The organism is Nocardia gipuzkoensis (assembly GCF_021183645.1).
GTDB classification, from domain to species: Bacteria; Actinomycetota; Actinomycetes; order Mycobacteriales; family Mycobacteriaceae; genus Nocardia; species Nocardia abscessus.
The window spans coordinates 1,149,533-1,169,962 of the sequence record NZ_CP089225.1 but is presented as its reverse complement, the minus strand read 5'-3'; the positions used below and the strand labels follow the sequence as shown (position 1 = coordinate 1,169,962).

The following is a 20,430-nucleotide window of genomic DNA, read 5'->3' as shown; positions in this document are numbered from 1 at the left end:
GCCGGGCAGCCACATGGTGCCCGGCCGCGCGCTGGACGGGTAGGCGCACTGTCCCCCCAGCCCGCGCGGCAGACGGGTATCGGTCGTCTTGCCGCGCCCTCGACTCGGTCCTTCATCCGAGCACGGACTGTCTGCATTAAGCTACTAAATCGTAGCTACGGTTGCATAGCTACTAGTTTGTAGCTATGTTTGCTGGCGTGAACGCGATGAAGCCCCCCGAGAAGGGCCGCCGCACCAAGCTCGAGTTACGCGCCGACTGCCATAAGGCCGTCATCGCCGAGGCCGCCGAGGCGGGCGTTGGACGTCTGGCGATGGAGGGGGTCGCGCGGCGCGCAGGCGTCGCCAAGACCTCGCTGTATCGGCACTGGGCGACGGTCGAGGAGTTGCTGATCGAGGCGCTGGCGCAGGCGTACCCCGTCGAAGTGCCCACCCCGGCCGGCGGCAACCTGCGCGGGGACCTGCTGCGCGCATTGGAGCAGTTGACGGAATGGTTGTCCGGTCCGACCGGCTCGGCCACGGCCGCGATCCTGAGCGAGCGGCAGCGGCGGCCCGAGTTGGTCGAGTCGTTGTACCGCAATGTCTTCGACCTGCGCGGCGGCCGGTTCACCCGCACCGTTCTCGACCACTACGCGGCGCTCGGTGAGATCGACGCCGCACTGGTCACGCCGATAGTGAGTGATATCGGCGAGGCGCTGGTGATCAAGCACCAGATCGACACCGGGCAGTGGCCCGGCGAGCGCGTCCGGGCGGCGATCGTCGACGAAGCCCTGCTCCCGGCACTCGGATTCCCATCCCCCGCAGCGAAGCGAAGGACGAAATGACAGGCGCACCAGTAAATTCGATCCACGTCGATTGGGCCGAGATCACCGGCGTCTCGCGCACCACGCTGACCACGCACCTGTGGACAGCGCCGCCACTGCGCCGAAGCTCACCGATCCACGACAAGGCGTTCGACGCGCTCCGCGCGCTCGATGCCGACCTCGTTCGATTCCTGCCCTGGTATTCCCACCCGCGTATCGCCGTCGCGGAGCTGAATCCGCCCACCGCGAGCGAAACGTTCTGGAGCTTCGAGCTGCTCGATCCGCTGGTCGAGGACTTCATGGCGGCCACGGGCGGCAGGCCCGTCGTCGCGAACTTCGCCACCATCCCGGCCTGGATGTTCCGCACCGAGGAGCCGGTTGCCGTAGCAGAGGACCCGGACGAGATCCACTGGGACTACGAGCGGGGCACCGAGTTCCGCGACCCCACGTTCACCGAGGTCGCGGACTACTTCTACCGCCTCGCCAGCTGGTACATCGCGGGCGGGTTCACCGACGAGCTGGGGCGCCGTCACGAGTCCGGGCACCACTACCGCTTCGCCTATTGGGAAGTGTTGTGCGAACCCGACTTGGGGCACCGGATCGCACCGGCGGACTACACGAGGCTCTACGACGCGATCGTCGAACGTCTTCGTCCGCTGGACCCCGACATGAAGTTCGTCGGTTTGTCGCTGAGTCATATCCACCGCGAGCCCGAGTACTACTGGCATTTCCTCGATTCGGCCAACCATAGGCCCGGCGTCCCGGTCGACGCGTTCTCCTATCACTTCTATGCGTCGCCGGACATCCGCAACCCGTTCGGCCCGGAGGGCAACGCGCCGTACGCACACTGGCGCGACATCTTCTTCGCGCGGGCCGACGGATTTCTGGAGCAAGCGCGGTTCATCGACGGCATCCGGCGCAGGCTCGCCCCGGCCGCGAAAACGTTCATCAACGAAATCGGTACTTATCCGGCTGACGTGATGAATCCGAGCCCGGAGATCCCCGAGGAGTACTGGGCACTCAGCGCCGCGGTTCAGTCCTATCTCTGGGCCGAACTCGTCGCGCTCGGCACCGATCTGGTCGGGATCGCCGAGTTCATGGACTACCCCGGCATGATCCCCGGCACCTCGCTGATCGACTGGGAAACCGGTGCTGAGAACCTTCGCTACGAGGCCCTGGCCTTACTGCTGCGGCACTTCGGCCCTGGCGACGAGCTCGCCGCCGCCGCCACCGCCTTCCCCGATGCGCGGATGCACGCACGGGCCTTCGTCACCGTGTCCGGCGATCGAAAACTCGCGGTGATCAACAAGTCCGGCACGCCGCTGACGGTCACCCTGGCTTCCCCGTCCGCCCCGGTCGCCATCGAACAGATCGGCTCCAGCGGTCTGCGAGTCACACCGCTCACCGACGCCGTCCTGGTGCTCGACGGCTTCGCCACGGCCGTGGTCACCTGCTGAGAACGAAGCCGGATAACCGCTGTCTTCGATGTGGTCCGGCGCTCTCGATCGCGCCCGGTCGCGCGGACCGGGCGCGCTGCGGAGCCCCGCGCTGAGGGAATTCCTGCCGCGCGGAGCTCCGAGGCGGTACTACTGGCCTGCGGCTGCCCGGACGATCAGGTCACTGACCGCGTCCGGGGCGGAAACCGAGACCGCGTGAGAGGCCGAGATTTCGACGGTCACGGCTCCCGCGCGTTCTGCCATGAACCGCTGCGCTTCCGCCGGAATGTTCTTGTCCTCGCTGGTGACCAGCGCGAACGACGGGATGGTCCGCCAGGCGGCGGCGGTCGCCTGCTGTTGCAAGGCCTCGAGGGCGACCGGACGCTGTGTCGCCGCCATCAGTTCGGCGGTGACGGCGGGCACGTCGGCGGCGAACTGCTGGTGAAATTCCTCCGGCCGGATGTAGAGCTCGGTGCCGGTGCCCTCGTCGGGCAGCGGATAGGAAGCGGGCCTGGTGGTCGGCCCGAGCGTCGAGCCGGGGAACTTGTCGGCCAATTGCAGCGCGCTCTCGCCCTCGTCGGGGATGAATGCGGCGATGTAGACGAGCGCTTGGACTTCGGTCTTCCCGGCGGCAGCGACCGTGATGACGCTGCCGCCGTAGGAATGGCCGACCAGAACGTACGGTCCTTCGACAGAGTCGAGGACCGAGGCCACGTACGCGGCGTCACTGTCGAGGCCGCGCAGCGGATTGGCGGCCGCGATCACGGAATGCCCCTGTGCGCGCAGGCGTTCGATGACTCCGTTCCAACTGGAAGAGTCGGCGAACGCGCCGTGGACCAGCACGATGGTCGGCGCGGGAGAACTGGTGGGCTCGGTGCTCACGAATGGGGTTCCTTCGAATTCGATCGTCGGGTCGTCAGGCGGAGTGCAGGGCCGCCCGCAGCGTGGCGACGGCTTGCGCCACCGCGGCTTTGGCGGCGTGCGTGTCGTGCAGCGAGTTCACCATCACGAAGTCGTGCACGATGCCGCCGTAGCGCACCTGGGTGACCGGCACGCCCGCGGCACGCAACTTGCCCGCGAAGGCTTCGCCCTCGTCGCGCAGCACATCGGCTTCGGCCGTGATGACCAGCGCAGGCGGCAGTCCGGTCAGCTGCTCGGTGGTAGCCCGCAGCGGCGATGCGGTGATCTGCGCACGATCCTCGGCGCTGGTGGTGTACTGATCCCAGAACCACTTCATGCCCTCGCGGGTGAGGAAGTAGCCCTCGGCGAACTGCTGGTAGGAGCCGGTGTCGAAGTTGGCGTCGGTCACCGGATAGAACAGCACCTGCTGAACGAAGGAGACGTCGCCGCGCTCCTTGGCCATCAGCGTCAGCGCGATGGCCATGTTGCCGCCGACCGAATCACCGGCGATCGCGATCCGGGACGAGTCGAGCCCCTTCTGCGCGCCCTCCGCGGTGACCCACTGGACCACCCGGTAGGACTGCTCGTTGGCCACTGGGTAGCGCACGTCCGGCGACCGGTCGTATTCGGGGAAGACCACGGCGGCGTGCGCGCCGACGGCGAGATCGCGCACCAGGCGATCGTGGGTGTGCGCGTCGCCGAACACCCATCCCGCGCCGTGGGTGTAGACGATCACCGGGAGCGTTCCGGTGGTGCCCTGCGGTTTGACGATCCGCACTCGCACCGAGCCGGTCGGCCCGCCCTCGACGGTGATCCATTCCTCATCGATCTCGGGCTTGAAGATCGGCGAGTCCTGCACGCCGTCCACCGCTTTGCGGCCCTCTTCGGGCGGGAGCTGGTAGAGGAACGGCGGCTGCGAGGTCGCGTCGACGAACTCCTGCGCCGCGGGTTCGAGCGGGATGCCCAGCGGGTTTCCTGACATGATCGTGCCTCTCTCTACGGGGGTGGGGAACTGCTGTGGCTCAGGCCGAGCGAGCGATCGCCTCGGTGATGACGGCGACGACCGCGTCGGGGTGGGTCTGCATCACCAGGTGTGGTCCGTCGATCTCGACCACGGCGCGGAATCCGGCTCGCTTGTAGCCGAAGCGTTCGACGTCGGGATTGATCGTGCGGTCGGCGCTGGACACGATGCCCCACGCGGGCTTCGTCTTCCACGCGGCCGCCGAGGCGGGCTCGTTGAACGCGAGCGCCGACAACGGCCGTTGCGAGACGGCGAGGACCTTGGCTTTCGCCGGATCGAGACCGGCGGCGAAGACCTCGGGGAAGGCGTCGACGTCGACCGAGACGTCCGTGCCGGGCTCGGCGCCCGCGACCGGGTAGGGCGCGTAGACGAGATTGGCGGCCAGGTCGGAATCCGGGAATCCGCCCTGCAACTGCCCCAGGCTCTCGCCTTCTTCCAGCGCGTAGCCGGACACGTAGACCAGCCCGACGACATTCTCGGCGACACCGGCGACCGTGATGACGGCTCCGCCATAGGAGTGCCCGGCCAGCAGCACCGGGCCGTCGATCTGCCGTACGAACGACTCGATGTAGGCCGCGTCCGCGGACAGGCTGCGATTGAACACCGGGGGAACCACGACCCGATGGCCCTGAGCGAGCAGCCGTTCGGTGACGGGGGACCAGCTCGAGGCATCGGCGAACGCGCCGTGCACCAGAACGACGGTGGGACTTGCCGGGGCGGACATGGCGTTCCTTTCTCCAGCGCTCGATGGGTGGGCGCTGGGGATGACTCAGTCTCGGCCGGAAGGCCCGCCCGGCGCCCCTCCCCACGGGCCACAAAAGCCTCTGATCAGGACACGGCCCGCGCCATCGTCTGCTCCGGCCCGCCGGTCGATCCGGTCGATCGGAAGCGCTGCTGATACTTGCGCGGGGAGATGCCCAGGCGGGTCACGAAGGCCCGGCGCAGCGCCTCGCTGGTGCCGTACCCGGCCGCCATGGCGGCCTCCGTCACGCTGTATCCGGCGTGCAGCATGTCCCTGGCCGTTCCGAAGCGGATGAACGCGACGTATTCCGCGGGCGAGCGCTCGAGTTCCGCACGGAACAGCCGGGTGAGGTGCCGGACGCTGACTCGCGCATGGGCGGCCAGGGTCTGCACCGTGTGTGGATACGCAGGGTCGGCGCAGATCAGGTCCACCACGCCGCGGACGAGGGGGGTGCGCGGCGCCGGTCCGCTCAGCGACGCCGAGAACTGTGACTGACCGCCCGCGCGCTGCATGTAGACCACCATCGACTGCGCCACCTGCCGCGCCACATCGGCCCCGTGGTCCTCCTCGATCAGTGCCAGCGCGAGATCGACGCCCGCGGCCACCCCGGCCGAGCTGTAGAGATTGCCGTCCCGCACGAAGATCGCATCCGGGTCCACCTCGATCGAGGGGTACCGCCGCGCGAGTTCGGTCGCGAATTTCCAGTGTGTGGTCGCACGCCTGCCGTCCAACTGCCCCAGCTCGGCGAGGACGAACGCGCCGCTACAGATGGAGGCCACCCGCCGTGTGTTGCAGGACAGATGCCGCGCGGCCGCCAAGACCTCCGGGGTCACGAATTTCCCCAGGGAGAGCTCACTTCCCGGAATCACCACCGTGTCGAAACGGCCCGCGTCGGCGGCCGCGCAACTCACCTCGACCCGCGCGCCGATCGAGGTCTGGGCGTCCTTGCCGTCGGCCGAGACCACGACCACCTCGTACCCCGCCACCGACTGGTTCGCCTCGACGAACACCTCCGCGGGCCCGACGAAATCGAGCATCTTGACGCCGTCGAAGACCAGAACGCCCACCCGTCTGCGGGGCCGGGTGGCGAAATTGGAAGACATGTCCACCAGTATTGTGGAGGCACACCTCCAGAACAAGGGGTGTGGGATACCTCGCAGGTCGATTGGTACGGTGAGCACATGGGACGGCCGCGACAGTTCGATGAATCGAACCTGCTCGACGCCGCGACCGAGCTGTTCTGGTCGAAGGGTTTCGACAGCACTTCGGTGGAAGATGTCTCGCTCGCCACGGGCATCGGGAACGGGAGCATCTACGCCGCTTACGGCAGCAAGCGTGGCCTGTTCCTCGCCGCGTTCGAACGCTATTGCGAGGGTCGGGCGCGCCTGGTCCGCGAGGCCATCGGTGCGGCGGGCGGTTCGGCGCGATCCGCGGTGCGCGCGCTCTATCAGGCGATCATCGAAGACTGTGCCGCGCAGCCGGATCGGCGCGGCTGCTTGATGATCAACAGCATCGCCCATCTCGGCACCCGGATCCCCGAAGTCGCCGCCATCGGCGCCCGGACCACCACGGCGATGGAGCACGGTGTCGCCGACCGGCTGCGGCCCGCGATGCACGACGCCGGAGACCACGACGAAGCCGCGCTCTCCGCCCTCAGCGCCACGGTCGTCGTGGTCGCGCAGGGGCTGATTCAGTTGAGCCGCTTGGGAACTCCCGTGCAGCGCTTGCGCGAAATCGCAGACGTGTCGAGTGCGGCCCTGCCGCAGGCCTGGGCCGACCAGCTCGTCCACTGATCCGGCGCCATGGGATCGACCGGCTGCCGGACGATCCGCCTTGCTCTCGTCCGAGTGGCGAGACCGATTGGCCCGCTGACGAATTCGGTGACGCGCCGTGGCTCAGGGGAGCGGGGTGGCCGCGCGGCCGTCCGTGACGCGCAGGAGGTCGAGTTTCCCCGCGTCGCTGCTCGCGCCTGCCGCCGTGTAGGTGACCATGCGGAGATCCGCGCCGGGAACGACGAGCACGTCGCAGTCGAGGGTGATCTCACCGACCTCCGGATGCCGGATCGTCTTCCGGTCGCTCGTGTGCTGGGACGCCGTCGCCGTCGCCCAGAGGTGGGCGAAGGCGACGGACGTGGTGCGAAGCTCTCGGACGAGGCGATCGAGCCCGTCGTCGGCGGGGTAGCGCGACGCCGCGTCTTTGAGATCGGCGACGATCGACGCCGGGAAGGCGTCTTCCGCTCGGTCGGACCGGAAGGGGCGGACCGCGGCGCGAGCCGCGCCGTTACCGAAAACGGCGCGCGCGAGGTTCCGCTCCGCGGCCGGGACCAGGGCGGGGTCACCGTGCAGGGCGCTCCACATGCCGTTCCACCACACCAGCGTCCAGTCGGCGGTGAACACCCCGATCGGGACATCGCCGAGCCGCGCGGCGAGCCGTTGGATGCCCGCGGGCACATGCGTGCCGATCGTCCCGTCTCGGGGCGGCAGCAGCCCGGCGCTGCGGTACAACTCGTCGCGCTCGGTCCGGGAGAGTTGCAGGGCGCGGGCGAGGGCGCCGACCACCTGAGCCGAAGGGTTGCGCGCGCGTCCTTGCTCCAAGCGCAGGATGTAGTCGACCGAGAGCCCGGCCAGCTGCGCGAGCTCCTCGCGGCGCAGTCCAGGGGCGCGACGGCCGGCGGTCACCGCGAAGCCCGCGTCGGCAGGCGACAGCCGATCGCGCCAGGCGTGCAGGAGCTCGCCGAAAGCGGAGCGAGAGGTAGCCACCCGTTCATTCTCGCCTCTGCGGGCCCGGCCGGCCTGGGTACTGCCGGTCCTAGTGACCGGCGCGGCACTGGCAGCCGACGGGGGTCGGCGACGAAGGTCGATATGCCCGACCGGGGCGCTGCCACATGCCAGTGAAGGAGGACCTCATGCGGTCGACCATCGTGATGACCGGGGCGAGTCGCGGGATCGGCCGGGTCGCCGCGGAGCACATCCTTCGCCAGGCGCGGGAGGCGCATCTCGTCGTCGCCGCCCGCGGGTCCACCGGCGCGCGGCTGGCCGCCGAACTCGGCGGGGATGGGCGCCGGGTCTCGCACGTGACAGTGGACCTGGGCGCACTGGACAGCGTGCGGTCGGCCGCGGACGAGATCCGCGCCCGGCTCGACGGTGGCGATCTGCCCCCGCTGCACGGTTTCGTGGGCAACGCGGGAATGCAGTACACGAACGCGCTGACCGCGGGGCGCGACGGTTTGGAGGCCACCTTTGTCGTCAATGTGCTCGCGAACCATTTGCTCGTCCGCCTGCTCGAGGATCGCTTCCGCGCCCCGGCCCGGATCGTGGTCACCGTGAGCGACACCCATTTCGGTGATCTCCGGCACAACTTGGGGATGGTGCCCGGCCCCGTCTGGCAGTCACCGGCCGTGCTCGCCCGCCCAGGCGCGTTTCCGAAGCCGGGCACCACCGCCGCCGGACGCACCGCGTACTCGACGAGCAAACTCGCCGCCATCTACCTGGTGCACGAGTACGCGCGGCGCCTGCCCGCCGGGATCGACGCCATCGGCTTCAACCCGGGGTTCGTCCCCGGCACCGACCTCGCCCGCAATGCGGGGCCGGTCTCCCGGTTCGCGATGCGCCGCATCCTGCCGGTGCTGGCCGGCACGCCGTTGGCGACCAGCCGCGCCGCCGCAGGGCGATACCTCGCGGACGTGGTCCTCGGCGCCACCGTGGCCCCCACCGGCTCCTACGTCGATCGCGGCCGCGTGTCCCGGTCGTCGCAGGAGTCCTACGACCAGCGGCGCGAAGCCGGACTCTGGGCCGCGGCAGAACGTCTTATCGCGCCCTACACCGCCTGAGCGACATCGGCCGCCGCCGCCTACCCGGCCTGTCGTGGATGGTCTGCTGCGCGTATCCGCTGAAACGGTGGCGCCGACCGTGCCCACCAAGGGGTGCTCGGCCCGCGATCGGTCAGAGGTAGGGGAAGCAATCGATGTCGCGGTGGGTGAAGCACGGCTGCTCGACCGGTCGCAACCAGCGGGCGGGAACCCGTAGTGGTTCGACCTCGGGCAGGCGCACCGGCCGGTCCTCGCCGTCGAACAGGGTCCCGCGCACTCGGAACACCCCGACCGGCAGACCCAGCTCGTTGGCCTGCTCGGCGGTCAACACCACCGCGATGCGCGAGTTCGCGGTGATCCGCAAGCCTTCGACGATGGCCGGATCACTGGTGCCGTCGACCTCGGTCACGGTGAGCCGGAACCGGCCGCCCCGCAGCCACGACCATGCCCAGGTGAGCGAACCCGGCTGGTCGCAGTCGGGGTACCGACTGCGCGGTAGACGCTGCGGGACCAGCACCATATAGGTGCACCCGACCTCGATATCGCGGGTCCGCATACTTTCAGCGTGACGGCGCACCGGCTCCCTCGCAAGGAAACCGGCAAATCAAGCGCCCCAGCTGCGCAGCGGTCGAGCACGTCGCTCGGTGGGCGGTCGCAGGCGCGGGGGTAGGCGACGGCGCAGCACGTTCACCCAGCTTGTGCGGAGGGTGGCGTCGTCCAGGTACAGCGCGGTTGTGTCCCAGCGCTCGCCCGGATCGGACCGGCTGTCGAGCCCGGTGGCCGACTATCGCATCGCCTGCGCGCCGACGCCGGGCTGGATCGGACCGCCGGTGTGAGCACTCGTCACCTGGCTGCGCTGGGTCACCGGCGGGGCAGCCGCCCGGTTCACAATCGGCGTCCGAACGCTTATTCGGGCAAGCACGGCCGCCGCATTTCTGGTGGCGCTGCTCGACCCGGCCTACGCGGCCGAGCGGATGACGGCGATGGCCACAATTTCGTCAGCGTATGACGCGAGAGCCGAACTTCGTACCGCCTATCCGTCCCAAGGTGGCATTCATCGATGGCGCTCGGCGAAACGCCGCTTTCACGCGGTCCAGTACGGGGGAGAGGGGGCGAGGATCAACGTCCTGAAGTGCCTCGGTGAGCAGGCCGATGAGGTCGGCGCACGAGTCGTAGCGGGCACCGGGCTCCTTCTCGAGCGCCCGGTGCAGGATCGCGTCCACTTCCGGCGGGATCCAGCGCCTACGGCGGGAGATCTCGGGTGGTGGATCGTGCAGCTGGGCCTCCGCGGTGGCCATGAGGGTGCCGCGGGCGAACGGCGTGTGGCCGGTGAGCAGTTCGACAGCCGAACAGGCCAGCGCGTATTGGTCGGTCGCCGGGGACACCGTGCCCGCCCGGAGCAGTTCCGGCGCGGCGTACGGCACCGATACCACGACGAAACCGTTGGTCGCCAAAGGCGGTTCGGGCCGGTGCAACCATCGGGCCGAATCGAAGTCCGAGATCTTGACCGTCGCGGGCTCGTCCGTGCCGACCAGGACATTCGCCGGTTTCACGTCGAGATGGACTACGCCGTTGGCGTGCGCGAAATCCAATCCTGCTGCGACGTGGGTCAAGACGCGCAGCGCCCGTCGCAGATCCGGGGCTCGGTGCGGCGCCGGCACCGCAGTCGAACCTGTCGCACCCGCCACGTACTCGTGTGCCGACCACAGCCTGCCGCCGCTCTCCCCATGCGTGTACATCCGCACGATGTCGGGGTGCCGCAGCGCCGAAAGGATGTCGAACTCGTGCACGAATCTCGCCCGCGCCTCGGGCGATCGGCTGTCCTCGGGTCCGAGGATCTTCAGCGAGACCGGCCGCGATCCGTCCGGGTCCCGCGCCAGATACACCTCGCTGCTGCCGCCATGCCCCAGGCGGGCCTGGACGATGAATCCCGCAAACTGGTCACCTGGTTCGAGCGGCACCGCCTCACCATAGTTCGCCGTCATCGGCCACACGCCCGGCTTTGCCCATGTGTGCCCGACGGCACTGGCGGATTCAGGTCATCGGCCGCGCGGGCGCTGTCTGTTCCGCGTCGCGGCCGCTCGGCCGGGTGGCAACTTGTAGGGTTGGCTCGGCAAGTCATGAACACTGGTTCGGGGGAGCGCTGATGCCTTCAAAACCCACTACGCGTTGGCAGGTGAGCGGTTACCGCTTTCTGGTCCGGCGGATGGAGCATGCCCTGGTGCGCCGGGATGTGCGCATGCTGCACGACCCGATGCGCTCGCAGTCGCGCGCGTACGCGGCCGGTCTGATCCTGGGCTGTGTCGTGCTCGCGGGCTGCGGCGTACTTGCGCTGTTGCGCCCGCAGGACAAGATCGGCGACAGCAAGATCCTCATCGGCAAGGATTCCGGTCAGGTCTACGCGTCGATCGACGGTGTGGTGCATCCGGCGCTCAACCTCGCGTCGGCTCGCCTGGCGGTCGGCGATGCGGCCAAGGCGGTCATCGTCAAAGAGTCGGAGCTGTCGAAGCGGCCGCGCGGCACGCTGATCGGCATCCCGGGCGCGCCTTCCGCGCTGGGATTCGACACCAGCGGCAAGGGCCGTTCCTGGACGGTGTGCGACGAGCTGAAGACCGACGGCTCCAACGCGTTGAGCAGTACGGTCATCGCCGGCGATCCCAGCCTCGGTGAGAAGGTGGGCGTGCTGGCGCAGGAGCGCGCCCTGCTGGTGCAGGGCAAGGACTCGGCTTATCTGATCTATGCCAACCGCCGTGCCCGCGTGGACATGGCCGACCGTGCGATCACCGACGCGCTGAAGATCCGCGGCATGACCCCGCGCCCGATCAGCCCGGGTCTGTTGAACGCGATTCCCGAAGTGCCGCCCATCGAGCGCCCCAAGATCGATGATCCTGGCGGGTTCCCGCTGAAGCCCATCGATAACCGTCGCAACGGCGACGTGGTTCGCGTCATCAGCGTGAACCAGCACTACGTGGTGCTGAGCACCGGGCTGCAACCGATTTCACCGTTGACCGCCGACATCATTCGCAATTCCAATCCCACCGCGGGGAACTACGAGATCACCGACTACGCCCGCTCCCACACCGACCTGGTCGGCACGCTGCCCGTGCAGGACTACCCCGAAACCGCCCCGGCCATCGTGGACATGAAGGACCAGCCGGTGCAGTGCATTTCGTGGAAACCGCTGCCGGTCGCATCGGACAAGGCCGACGGCACCCGCCGTGCCGAGCTCTCGCTGATCACCGGGCGCGCGCTGCCGATCCCCGACAACGCTCGGCCGGTGCAACTGGCCCAAGCCGACGGCACCGGCGCGAACGTGGCCCAGTTCTACACCAAGCCCGGGTCGGGCATGTTCGTGCAGACCACGGGTATCGAACCCGACAGCCAACGCAAGGACAGCCTGTTCTACATCGCGGATACCGGAGTCCGATACGGCATCAAGGACGCCGACGCGCAGAAGGCTCTCGGCATGGACTCCGAACACGCTACGCCGGAACCCGCGCCGTGGCCGATCGTCGGTCTGCTGCCCGGCGGCCCCGCCCTCGGCCGTCAGGACGCGATGGTCGCCCACGACGGTGTGGCGCCGGACGCCAACCCCGCCAAGCAACTGGTGCAGTCCAAATAGCGGCGGCCGCGACGCCGTTCAGGAGGGGTGACCAGGCTCACGATTAGCTGTCGGCGGCTTGTGAGAAGTGGTCCTGACCAGCAGTTCGCGGTCGTTGTGTGCGGTGCGGCGGCGGAATAATCGAGTGATTTGTGTCGGTGCAGGCCGGAATACTGACCCGCGCCCGATGAGTTCGAGCAGTTGACGGCGTCTGCACCACTGTGGCGCCGGGACGCGAATCGATGACTGGGCAACGGGCCACATAATCCTGACGACGACCCACACTCCGGAGGTAACCGATGTCCGCCGAACCATCCGCTCCCGCCTCGGGAGGGCGGACACCGACCGTCATCCGGGTGCTGGTCCTCGCGACGTTCGTGGTGATCTTGAACGAGACCATCATGATCAACGCCATCCCGCGGCTGATGGAGGATCTCGCCATCACCGACCGTGCGGCGCAATGGGTATCGACGGCGTTCATGCTGACGATGGCGGCAGTCATCCCCACCACCGGCTGGTTCCTGCAGCGTGTCTCGACCAGGACGGCGTACACGGCGGCGATGGGGGTCTTCCTGGCCGGTACCGCGCTGTCCGCGGTCGCGCCGTCGTTCGCGGTGCTGCTGATCGGACGGATCATCCAGGCCGGCGGTACGGCGGTGATGATGCCGCTGCTGATGACCACGCTGATGACCGTGGTCCCCGAGCGCGACCGTGGCAGGGTGATGGGCAATGTCACCCTGGCCATTTCGGTGGCGCCCGCGATGGGTCCGGTGATCTCCGGTGCGGTGCTGCAGATCGCCTCGTGGCGTTGGCTTTTCGTGCTGGTGCTGCCGATCGCGGGTGTGATCGCCTGGCTGGGTCTGCGTCAGCTGGAGAACGTCGGTGAACCGCAGGCCGGGCAGATCGATGTGGCCAGTGTGGCACTGGCGGCGCTCGGCTTCGGCGGCCTGGTCTTCGGGCTGAGCCGATTCGAGAGCGGCAACCTGGCAGGCCCGGCGCTGATCGTGGCCGTGGGCGCGGCGCTGATCGCCGCGTTCGTGTTGCGTCAGCTGCGCCTGCAGCGCACCGGCACTCCGCTGCTGGACCTGCGGGTCCTGCTGTCGGGCACCTACACCAAGGCGCTGATCCTGATGTCGGTGGCGTTCATGGCGATGCTCGGGTCGATGATCCTGCTGCCGCTGTACCTGCAGAACCTGCGCGGCCTGAGCCCGTTGGCGACCGGCTTGCTGGTGATGCCGGGCGGGTTGGCGATGGGCCTGCTCGGACCGACCGTCGGGCGTCTGTTCGACCGGTTCGGTGGTCGCTGGCTGGTGATCCCGGGCTCGATCGGGATCGCGGCGTCACTGGCCGGGTTCACCCAGATCTCGATGACCATGCCGTACTGGCAACTGCTGGCCCTGCACATCCTGCTGATGGTGGCGCTGGCCGCGGCCTTCACCCCGGTCTTCACGCTCGGCCTCGGCGCGCTGCCGCACCAGCTGTACTCCCACGGCAGCTCCATGCTCGGCACCCTGCAGCAGGTCGCGGCCGCTTTCGGCACCGCCCTGGTGGTGACGGTGATGTCGGCGCGCGCCACCACGCTCGCGGCGGACGGTGTCGATGTCGTCTCCGCCCACCTCGACGGCATGCGCCTGGCGTTCGGAGTCTCGGCGGCCCTGGCACTGATCGTGATCGTCATGGCGGTGCTGTTGCCGAGCCGGTCCGCCGACCCGGAAGCCGCCGAGGAGCCCGAGCCCACGACTCCCGAACTGGTCAAGGGCTGAACACTGTTCGGCGGCACGAAGCCGCGCGTACCGCACCGACTCTGCGGGCGGTCCGGAGAACCTGAGCGACGGCGCGGACGGGGCGCGCCGTCGCTTTCGGCGCGGCGGCCCCGTCCGGCGGCGCGAGCTTCAGCCCGCGGGCGGAGTCGGCGGGTAGTGCGAGCGCCTGCCGGTGACCAGGTCGCGGATTTTGTCCACCACGGCGGCCACCAGGCCCACCGTTTTCAGGGCGCCGGGGCTCGATGGGGTGCCCGGATGGGGCCTGGTCGGGGCCATGGCCTTGGCCGCGGCCATCTTGCGGCCCAATTCGTTCGACTTCTCCGGTGATATCGCGTCCGCGAAGCGCGGCCACACCTGAGACTGCTCGAACTCGATGTGCGCGCGGGCCGCCGGAATGAACTGGGTCAGCGCATCCTCGAACACGTCGCTGCCCGGCTCGCAATCCTTCAATCGCTGCAGCAACCGCTTTGCTTCGCCCTCCTGGGTGATCGCCTGGTCAGCGAGATCGTTGCCCTCCGGGACGTTCCGCCGGATTTCGGGCCAGAAGAAACTGCTCCTCGACCGCCTCGTGCTGTGATTCCGCGATCACGAGGGTGGTCACCATGTCCCCGCGAGCGCGCACCTCCGCTTCGCCGCTACCTCGTCCGCGCTCCGGGGACATGGCCTATCGCCGGTCCATGCCCGGTGCCCCTGTCGGCAAGGTGCCCATGACCGGTGTCGCGGAGATCGAGCGCCAGGGAGAACTGGCCAATCGTGTTCAGTCCGAATGGGCGCGAACTCCAGCGGCCGAGCGGGCCGCCGCGCTGCGTGCCGGCGCCGTCGCGCTGCGCGCGCATGCCGACGAACTCGCAGAGCTGAACCATGCCGAAACCGGACGCCCGCAGTCCGAGAGCAAAGAGGGCGTGCTGGCCGGTGCCGCGACGTTGGAGCAATACGCCGAATTGGGACCGGTGCAACGAGGAAAGAGCTTGCAGGGTGACTACGAAGCGACCGACTTCATGGTGTGGGAACCGCGCTGCGTCGTCGTCGCCCTGACGCCTTGGAACGATCCTGTCGCCGTGCCTTGCGGATTGCTCGGCGCGGCCCTGGCCACGGGAAACACGGTCGTGCACAAGCCGAGCGAACGCGCACCGCATACCGGAGGTCTTGTCGGCGATCTACTCGCTGGAACACCGGGCCAGGACGCTGGAACTCGCTCATGGAAGGGAGTGACCGGATGGCCCGCGCAAACGACTGACAGTCGTTTATCAGCCGATCATCGAGGTCGCAGCGCCGCCTCGAGCAATGGATCGAGCAGTGCGTCGGGGAGCCGGTGCATGAGCACCCGCCGTGGGTCGGGCCGGACCGAGTAGCGCCTGCGCGGCCGGGATGCGGTGGCGGCCTTCCATACGGCGCGAGCGAGGACATCCGGGTGGTGGGCACGGCGCTGTTCGCCTTCGGCGAGGGCTGCGACCTTGCCGGTCAGTTCGGCGAAGTGAGTGGACCGCTCGCGCGCCCGTTCGAAGGTGGCGCGGATGCCGTGCACCATGTCGGTGCGGAAGGGGCCCGGTTGGATGATGCTGACCGGGATGCCGAGGAACATCAGTTCTCGCCGTAGTGCGTCGGAGTAGGCCTCGATGGCGTGTTTGGTCATGGCGTAGGGCCCGTTGAGCATGAGGGCCTTCTGCCACCCGGTCTCGGAGCTGATGGTGATCACTCGCCCCCGGCGCCGGTGCACCAGCGGGAAAGCGGCTCGCACCACGCGGTGGGTACCGAGCACGTTCACCTCGAAGATGCGTTGCAGGTCCGCGTCGTCGACCTCGACAAGGGCGCCGACGAACATCGTCCCGGCGAAGGTCACCACCGCGTCCAGCCCGCCCGGCGCGTGCTCTTCGGCGCTGGTCAGTGCCGCGGCGACCGAGGCGGTGTCGGTGACGTCGAGCGTGAGCGGGATCGTGTTGGGCGCGGGTGCGGGCGGGCGCAGATCGGCGGCGAGCACCGTCCAGCCGCGGCGGGCGAACAGGGCCGCGGTCGCGCCGCCCAGCCCGCCACCGGCGCCGGTGATCAGCACGGTTCTCTCGGTCATCGAGCCTCCTTACATCAGCGAGACTCCGGCCCGCTCGGCATAGAAGTAAAACATGTTTCAAGAATTGATTCAATCAATGATTGAACCGAGTTCCGGCTGTCACCGGCCGCCCGACGCGGTCAGCGAGTCCGGTCGCGGGCTTGGCGACCGCAGCGGTGATGGGGCGCGTGCTCGTCTGTTCGTGTCGGTGCGTACCGCTAATCTGCTCGCATGGTCGGACCGGACGCGGCGCTGCGCCGACTGACGCGAGAAGCGGGAAAGCTGCTGCAGCCGTATGGCTTCGATGGCTCCGAGGCCAGATGGACGCGGGTCGTGCCGGGCGGTGTGGCGTCCGTCGGCCGCACCCGGACCCTGCGTACCTGGACAGGCGGGCAACAAGAGCTGAAATTCGGTTTGAACCTGAGTGCCACACCGACCGCCTGGTGGGAATTCTGTAACCGGCGCAATACCGAGCTGGGTCTCCCGATAGCGCCGCTCGAGCAGGCGACCGGCCCCGGGCTGATCGACGACCACGGTATGCCGGACGATCTGACCGAGTTGTGGGCCCTGCGGGTCGACCCGGCCCGACCGGGCCAAGTGCTGCAGGCCGACGTCGACGCCATCCGCGCCCAGCTGCCCCGGCGGGTGCACGCCTACGCGCGCCGGGCGCTGCGACTGCTCGAACCGGGCCGCTACCTCGACGAACTGCTGGCCCTCCCGGACCCGCGGATCGAAACCTGGGAGGCGATTGTCGTCCTGCTCGCCTCTCGCGGACCAGGACCGCAACTGGAGGACGCGCTGGTCCGCTACCAGGCATGCTTCGCGGAGCCGGACACGTCGGCCTATGCAGAGAACGTCATCGCATACGCACAACGCCGTGCGGCTCAGGTTTGAGCAGTGACGAGTAGTAGGCCATTTGTGTGTCGCAGTGAACGCTTTGATAGCGCGGCCCACAAGCGCCGGTATCGGTCACCGGCATTCCGAATCGGCGCAGCGGAATATTCGGGTCCGGCGTAAATCCGTCGATGTGCGCCGAGATTCACCGGCGTGGGGCGGTGTTTTCGTCGGTAATCGCCGGTAGAACTTGATCATGCCTGATCAGATCCGATTTGCGCGGTTGGCGCTGGACCAGGTGGCCGCCGAGCTGGACCGAACCGCTTTCGGTGGCGGCTACCTCACCGCCGAGCGTATGCGGTTCCTCGCGACCAAGGTCCGCGACGCGGGCCAGGTGTACGACAAAGCCGTCGGATCGGCGGAACCCGCGGGCTGAGCCGAGCGTCGTTCGCGGCCGAAAGAGCGCCGGACCCGCGCTGTGCCTGCGACGATCGCGTCCTTTTCCCGCCGGAATCCGAGCCTCGGCGTTCTTAGCGTCGGTGCAATGGAAACAGATCTCTTTCCCGGCGCAAGGGGCGCCACCGCGTTGCGGACGCCCGTCGTCTGGTTCATGGCGCTCGCGGCCGCGCTGGGTACCGCCAGTATCTATCCGCTGCAACCGGCCATCGCCGAGGTGGCTGGTTCGCTGCACACCTCACTCGCGGCGGTCGGCACGGCCCTGGCATGCGGACCGATCGGCTATCTGGCCGGACTCGCGCTTCTGGTACCGCTGGTCGACCAGTTCGCGCCGCGCCTGGTGATATCGGCCCAATTCGGCGCGTTGGCAGTCGCATTGGCGTTGAATGCGGTTGTCGGTTCGCCCTGGCTGCTCGGCTTCGTCGTCGGCCTGATCGGGGCAGGATCCTCGGCGGGCGCCCAATTGAGTTCGATCGCCGGGCGTTTCGCGCAACCATCGCGGCAGGCCACGGCACTGGGAATCGTGACAGCGGGCATTTCGGCGGGGATTCTCGTGGGCCGGATCGCCGGAGGGTGGCTGACGGATTCGATCGGCTGGCGCGGAATGCTGTTCGTCTTCGCAGTGGCTTGCGCCGCTATCGCTGCCATCGCTCGCTTCGTCCTACCCGCCGCGGCGGGAAGTGCCACCGTCGGCTATCTGGCGACGCTGCGCGAGATTCCCGGACTGTACACCCGGTTTTCGGCGCTCCGGGTGGCGGCAGGTCGCGGCGCCCTCTGGTTCTTCGCCTTCTGCACGATCTGGGCCGGACTCGCGGTCGCGCTGTCCCAGCCGCCGTTCTCGTATTCCGCCGAACGGATCGGCATGTACGCCTCAGCTGGGCTCCTCGGCGTTATCGCCACCCGCATTTCGGGGACGTGGACCGATCGCATCGGCGCGCATCGAGTGATCCTGGCCGGGCTCGTGCTCGCCATCGCCGCCGCCGTGGTCCTGAGCGTCTCCCTGCCGCGCACCGTCGTAACCCTCATCTGCCTGGGCCTCTTCGACGCCGGACTGTTCGCAGCGCAGGTGGCGAATCAGAGCACGGTGCTCGCCATCGAGCCGGCCGCACCGGCCCGCTTCAACAGCGCCTACATGGTCGTCTACTTCATCGGCGGCAGCTTGGGCACCGCCGCCGGTGCCGCCGCTGTCGGCTGGTTCGGCTGGCCTGCCACCGCCGCCCTCGCCGCCGCGGCCATCACAGCCGCCACGGCCGTGACCCTGACCACTTCGCACACGCGGCCTTAGCTATGCACGGGCACCCCTCCAGGCAGCGACTCGCTCCGACCGTGCGGTTCCGTCGCAACGACCGAACTCGGAGCGGGCCTCATCTCGCATAGAGCGTTGTTGGCCGCACGGATACGGAGATGGGCTGGTCCCGAGCCCCGGGGGGTGGAGGGTGCCCACCCCCCGGGTGTGGGTGGGGTGCCCTCAGGGGGTAGGCACCCTGTACCCACCTCGGACGGTAGCGGTTTGCGGGTCGGCCGCGCGGCGAATCCACTGCGGCGTTCCGCGTGGCACGACATTGTCCGCATTGCCCTCTCCCGACCGATTGCTCGCCACCGCAGTCGGTAGCGACCCTTCAGCAAGCGGATTCAGAGAGCTTTCCGCCGTCACCTCGCGAGTGCCGACCGAGCGTAGCCAAGGCGATCACACTTCCGGCATGCACGACCGGTCAGCGGAAGCCGGTCGCGTGGTCCTTCGCCCACTGCGCGAAAGTGCGCGCAGGGCGCCCGGTGATCTCCTCGATGATCGTCGACACCTGCGGCGGTGCAACTGTTCCGGCTTTCCATCCGGCCAAGACGGTCTCGACGGCGAACGCGGGCATGGTCTCGCTCAGTGCCGCACGCGCCTGTTCGACGGAGACCACCTCGAAGGCGATCTCGCGGCCGATGGCCTCACCAATGTGCCGCACCTGCTGACGCAGAGTCAGTGACTCGGGCCCCCACACAGAGTAGGCGTGGCCGTGGTGCCCCGGCTCGGTCAAAGCGGTCACCGCGATTGCTGCCAAGTCCTGCTCGTGGATCGGCGCTGTTCGCGAATCGGCGTACGGCATGCGAACGACGCCCTCGTCGCGAATGGACTTCTGCCACCACCAGAGTGCGTTCGTGGCGAACATCCCGGGCCGGATGAATGTCCATTCCAGACCGGACTTTTCGATGGCGGACTCGACGATGGTGTGCATTCGGGCAATCGGGTTGTCGGCATCGTTTTGCAGGACTGCCCCGGACGACAGAAGTACCACGTGCCGTACTCCGGAGGTCTCGGCTGCCGCCACGAAACCGTCGATCCCGTCGGGTTTGGCATAGAGGAACACGCGCTCCGCGCCTTCGAGTGCGGCGGGCAGCGTTTCAGGGCGCTCCAGATCAGCCGCGACGACCTCAGCGCCCGGCGGGAAGTCCGCCCCCTCGGGTTCCCTGCTCGTCAGACGGACCTGTTCGCCCCTCGAGATCAGGCCCGCCGCGACGTGGCGGCCGACATTGCCTCTTGCTCCGAAAACGACTGTGACCATGGCGGCAGCGTAGGCCCTGCGGGTTTACTATCAGTAAGGACATACCTCTGGGTAAGCTCCGGATATGGCAGTACGTTCGCAGGTCCGAAACCCTCCCTGGCCCATGACGAGTGACGCATTCAACAGTGAGTGCCCGGCGCGCGAGGTGCTCGACCACATCACCAGCCGCTGGGGCATGCTGATCTTGACCGCCCTGGGCGGCGGTCCACTACGGTTCTCCGAGTTGCACGGCATGATCGGCGGAATCAGCGAGAAGATGTTGTCGCAGACACTGCGCACGCTCGTACGGGACGGGCTTGTCGCGCGCACCGTGGAGCCCACCACACCGCCGCGGGTCAGCTACGAACTCACTTCCCTCGGCCAGGGGCTCACCGAGTCGTTGTTGCAGTTCCTGGAGTGGATCCGTCAGCACACGGCCGATGTCGTGGCCGCCCAGCACCGCCACGACGAGCAACGCGGTTGACTTCCTGACGCGC

General features: G+C 68.4%; 21 protein-coding genes. 11 read left to right on the top strand and 10 right to left on the bottom strand.

Features of this window, described 5'->3' with window-relative positions; genetic code table 11:
- Positions 1-206: 206 nt before the first annotated feature.
- A complete protein-coding gene (locus tag LTT66_RS05385; protein ID WP_233069012.1) occupies positions 207-821 on the top strand; it encodes a TetR/AcrR family transcriptional regulator in 615 nt (204 codons plus the stop codon).
- On the top strand, positions 818-2,257 hold the full coding sequence (locus LTT66_RS05380) for a hypothetical protein (protein ID WP_233064678.1): 1,440 nt from the start codon (positions 818-820) through the stop codon (positions 2,255-2,257). The genes LTT66_RS05385 and LTT66_RS05380 overlap by 4 nt, the downstream gene beginning before the upstream one ends.
- A gap of 129 nt (positions 2,258-2,386) precedes the next feature.
- On the opposite strand, the gene LTT66_RS05375 is transcribed toward LTT66_RS05380, so the two are convergent.
- From LTT66_RS05375 to LTT66_RS05360, 4 genes are all read right to left on the bottom strand, one after another.
- The gene (locus tag LTT66_RS05375; protein ID WP_233064676.1) at positions 2,387-3,118 is read right to left on the bottom strand and encodes an alpha/beta fold hydrolase; all 732 of its coding nucleotides are present in this window, start codon (positions 3,116-3,118) and stop codon (positions 2,387-2,389) included.
- Between the two features lie 34 nt (positions 3,119-3,152).
- A complete protein-coding gene (locus LTT66_RS05370) occupies positions 3,153-4,118 on the bottom strand; it encodes an alpha/beta hydrolase (RefSeq protein WP_233064667.1) in 966 nt (321 codons plus the stop codon).
- A gap of 40 nt (positions 4,119-4,158) precedes the next feature.
- The gene (locus LTT66_RS05365) at positions 4,159-4,881 is read right to left on the bottom strand and encodes an alpha/beta fold hydrolase (protein ID WP_195065558.1); all 723 of its coding nucleotides are present in this window, start codon (positions 4,879-4,881) and stop codon (positions 4,159-4,161) included.
- Between the two features lie 104 nt (positions 4,882-4,985).
- Positions 4,986-6,002, bottom strand: coding sequence for a GlxA family transcriptional regulator (locus LTT66_RS05360; protein WP_233064665.1), 1,017 nt, complete (start codon positions 6,000-6,002; stop codon positions 4,986-4,988).
- 78 nt (positions 6,003-6,080) lie between these two features.
- Here LTT66_RS05360 and LTT66_RS05355 point away from each other — a divergent pair, with 78 nt between their 5' ends.
- Positions 6,081-6,692 carry a TetR/AcrR family transcriptional regulator gene (locus LTT66_RS05355; protein ID WP_233064663.1) on the top strand — a complete coding sequence of 204 codons (612 nt, stop codon included), beginning with the start codon at positions 6,081-6,083 and terminating at the stop codon, positions 6,690-6,692.
- Between the two features lie 102 nt (positions 6,693-6,794).
- Here the strand turns inward: LTT66_RS05355 and LTT66_RS05350 are convergent, their stop codons facing one another.
- Positions 6,795-7,658, bottom strand: coding sequence for a helix-turn-helix transcriptional regulator (locus LTT66_RS05350; protein WP_233064661.1), 864 nt, complete (start codon positions 7,656-7,658; stop codon positions 6,795-6,797).
- A gap of 146 nt (positions 7,659-7,804) precedes the next feature.
- Here LTT66_RS05350 and LTT66_RS05345 point away from each other — a divergent pair, with 146 nt between their 5' ends.
- Positions 7,805-8,728, top strand: coding sequence for an SDR family NAD(P)-dependent oxidoreductase (locus tag LTT66_RS05345; protein WP_233064652.1), 924 nt, complete (start codon positions 7,805-7,807; stop codon positions 8,726-8,728).
- Between the two features lie 112 nt (positions 8,729-8,840).
- Here the strand turns inward: LTT66_RS05345 and LTT66_RS05340 are convergent, their stop codons facing one another.
- Both LTT66_RS05340 and LTT66_RS05335 read right to left on the bottom strand, forming a co-directional pair.
- Positions 8,841-9,263 carry a cupredoxin domain-containing protein gene (locus tag LTT66_RS05340; protein ID WP_233064643.1) on the bottom strand — a complete coding sequence of 141 codons (423 nt, stop codon included), beginning with the start codon at positions 9,261-9,263 and terminating at the stop codon, positions 8,841-8,843.
- A gap of 442 nt (positions 9,264-9,705) precedes the next feature.
- Positions 9,706-10,668, bottom strand: coding sequence for a serine/threonine-protein kinase (locus LTT66_RS05335; protein WP_233064635.1), 963 nt, complete (start codon positions 10,666-10,668; stop codon positions 9,706-9,708).
- A 185-nt stretch (positions 10,669-10,853) separates the two neighbouring features.
- Here LTT66_RS05335 and eccB point away from each other — a divergent pair, with 185 nt between their 5' ends.
- Together eccB and LTT66_RS05325 are read left to right on the top strand one after the other, a co-directional pair.
- Positions 10,854-12,329: a type VII secretion protein EccB gene (eccB, locus tag LTT66_RS05330; RefSeq protein WP_233069011.1), complete on the top strand. Its 1,476-nt coding sequence runs from the start codon at positions 10,854-10,856 to the stop codon at positions 12,327-12,329.
- 278 nt (positions 12,330-12,607) lie between these two features.
- On the top strand, positions 12,608-14,071 hold the full coding sequence (locus LTT66_RS05325; protein ID WP_233064626.1) for an MDR family MFS transporter: 1,464 nt from the start codon (positions 12,608-12,610) through the stop codon (positions 14,069-14,071).
- 129 nt (positions 14,072-14,200) lie between these two features.
- On the opposite strand, the gene LTT66_RS05320 is transcribed toward LTT66_RS05325, so the two are convergent.
- Positions 14,201-14,533, bottom strand: coding sequence for a hypothetical protein (locus tag LTT66_RS05320; protein ID WP_233064624.1), 333 nt, complete (start codon positions 14,531-14,533; stop codon positions 14,201-14,203).
- 140 nt (positions 14,534-14,673) lie between these two features.
- Between LTT66_RS05320 and LTT66_RS05315 the strand changes: the two genes are divergently transcribed.
- Positions 14,674-15,423: an aldehyde dehydrogenase family protein gene (locus LTT66_RS05315; protein ID WP_332909665.1), complete on the top strand. Its 750-nt coding sequence runs from the start codon at positions 14,674-14,676 to the stop codon at positions 15,421-15,423.
- On the opposite strand, the gene LTT66_RS05310 is transcribed toward LTT66_RS05315, so the two are convergent.
- Positions 15,327-16,136 carry an SDR family NAD(P)-dependent oxidoreductase gene (locus tag LTT66_RS05310; protein WP_233064622.1) on the bottom strand — a complete coding sequence of 270 codons (810 nt, stop codon included), beginning with the start codon at positions 16,134-16,136 and terminating at the stop codon, positions 15,327-15,329. The genes LTT66_RS05315 and LTT66_RS05310 overlap by 97 nt on opposite strands.
- Before the next feature lie 210 nt (positions 16,137-16,346).
- Between LTT66_RS05310 and LTT66_RS05305 the strand changes: the two genes are divergently transcribed.
- From LTT66_RS05305 to LTT66_RS05295, 3 genes are all read left to right on the top strand, one after another.
- Positions 16,347-17,009, top strand: a complete 663-nt coding sequence (locus tag LTT66_RS05305) for a hypothetical protein (protein ID WP_233064620.1) — start codon at positions 16,347-16,349, stop codon at positions 17,007-17,009.
- 196 nt (positions 17,010-17,205) lie between these two features.
- Entirely contained in the window at positions 17,206-17,385 is a 180-nt protein-coding gene (locus LTT66_RS05300) for a hypothetical protein (protein WP_195065534.1), read from the top strand.
- 108 nt (positions 17,386-17,493) lie between these two features.
- Positions 17,494-18,690 (top strand): MFS transporter, encoded by a 1,197-nt coding sequence (locus tag LTT66_RS05295; RefSeq protein ID WP_233064617.1) that lies wholly within the window; start codon positions 17,494-17,496, stop codon positions 18,688-18,690.
- A gap of 427 nt (positions 18,691-19,117) precedes the next feature.
- Here LTT66_RS05295 and LTT66_RS05290 read toward each other — a convergent pair whose 3' ends face one another.
- Positions 19,118-19,954, bottom strand: coding sequence for an NAD(P)H-binding protein (locus LTT66_RS05290; RefSeq protein WP_233064615.1), 837 nt, complete (start codon positions 19,952-19,954; stop codon positions 19,118-19,120).
- A gap of 103 nt (positions 19,955-20,057) precedes the next feature.
- Here LTT66_RS05290 and LTT66_RS05285 point away from each other — a divergent pair, with 103 nt between their 5' ends.
- Positions 20,058-20,417 carry a winged helix-turn-helix transcriptional regulator gene (locus tag LTT66_RS05285; RefSeq protein WP_233064614.1) on the top strand — a complete coding sequence of 120 codons (360 nt, stop codon included), beginning with the start codon at positions 20,058-20,060 and terminating at the stop codon, positions 20,415-20,417.
- Positions 20,418-20,430: the final 13 nt, after the last annotated feature.

Coding starts and splice junctions, on each gene's coding strand:
- LTT66_RS05385 (WP_233069012.1), top strand. CDS start 207: ATGAAGCCCCCCGAGAAGGGCCGCCGCACCAAGCTCGAGTTACGCGCC.
- LTT66_RS05380 (WP_233064678.1), top strand. CDS start 818: ATGACAGGCGCACCAGTAAATTCGATCCACGTCGATTGGGCCGAGATC.
- LTT66_RS05370 (WP_233064667.1), bottom strand. CDS start 4,118: ATGTCAGGAAACCCGCTGGGCATCCCGCTCGAACCCGCGGCGCAGGAG.
- LTT66_RS05365 (WP_195065558.1), bottom strand. CDS start 4,881: ATGTCCGCCCCGGCAAGTCCCACCGTCGTTCTGGTGCACGGCGCGTTC.
- LTT66_RS05360 (WP_233064665.1), bottom strand. CDS start 6,002: ATGTCTTCCAATTTCGCCACCCGGCCCCGCAGACGGGTGGGCGTTCTG.
- LTT66_RS05355 (WP_233064663.1), top strand. CDS start 6,081: ATGGGACGGCCGCGACAGTTCGATGAATCGAACCTGCTCGACGCCGCG.
- LTT66_RS05345 (WP_233064652.1), top strand. CDS start 7,805: ATGCGGTCGACCATCGTGATGACCGGGGCGAGTCGCGGGATCGGCCGG.
- LTT66_RS05340 (WP_233064643.1), bottom strand. CDS start 9,263: ATGCGGACCCGCGATATCGAGGTCGGGTGCACCTATATGGTGCTGGTC.
- eccB (WP_233069011.1), top strand. CDS start 10,854: ATGCCTTCAAAACCCACTACGCGTTGGCAGGTGAGCGGTTACCGCTTT.
- LTT66_RS05325 (WP_233064626.1), top strand. CDS start 12,608: ATGTCCGCCGAACCATCCGCTCCCGCCTCGGGAGGGCGGACACCGACC.
- LTT66_RS05315 (WP_332909665.1), top strand. CDS start 14,674: ATGTCCCCGCGAGCGCGCACCTCCGCTTCGCCGCTACCTCGTCCGCGC.
- LTT66_RS05310 (WP_233064622.1), bottom strand. CDS start 16,136: ATGACCGAGAGAACCGTGCTGATCACCGGCGCCGGTGGCGGGCTGGGC.
- LTT66_RS05305 (WP_233064620.1), top strand. CDS start 16,347: ATGGTCGGACCGGACGCGGCGCTGCGCCGACTGACGCGAGAAGCGGGA.
- LTT66_RS05300 (WP_195065534.1), top strand. CDS start 17,206: ATGCCTGATCAGATCCGATTTGCGCGGTTGGCGCTGGACCAGGTGGCC.
- LTT66_RS05295 (WP_233064617.1), top strand. CDS start 17,494: ATGGAAACAGATCTCTTTCCCGGCGCAAGGGGCGCCACCGCGTTGCGG.
- LTT66_RS05290 (WP_233064615.1), bottom strand. CDS start 19,954: ATGGTCACAGTCGTTTTCGGAGCAAGAGGCAATGTCGGCCGCCACGTC.
- LTT66_RS05285 (WP_233064614.1), top strand. CDS start 20,058: ATGACGAGTGACGCATTCAACAGTGAGTGCCCGGCGCGCGAGGTGCTC.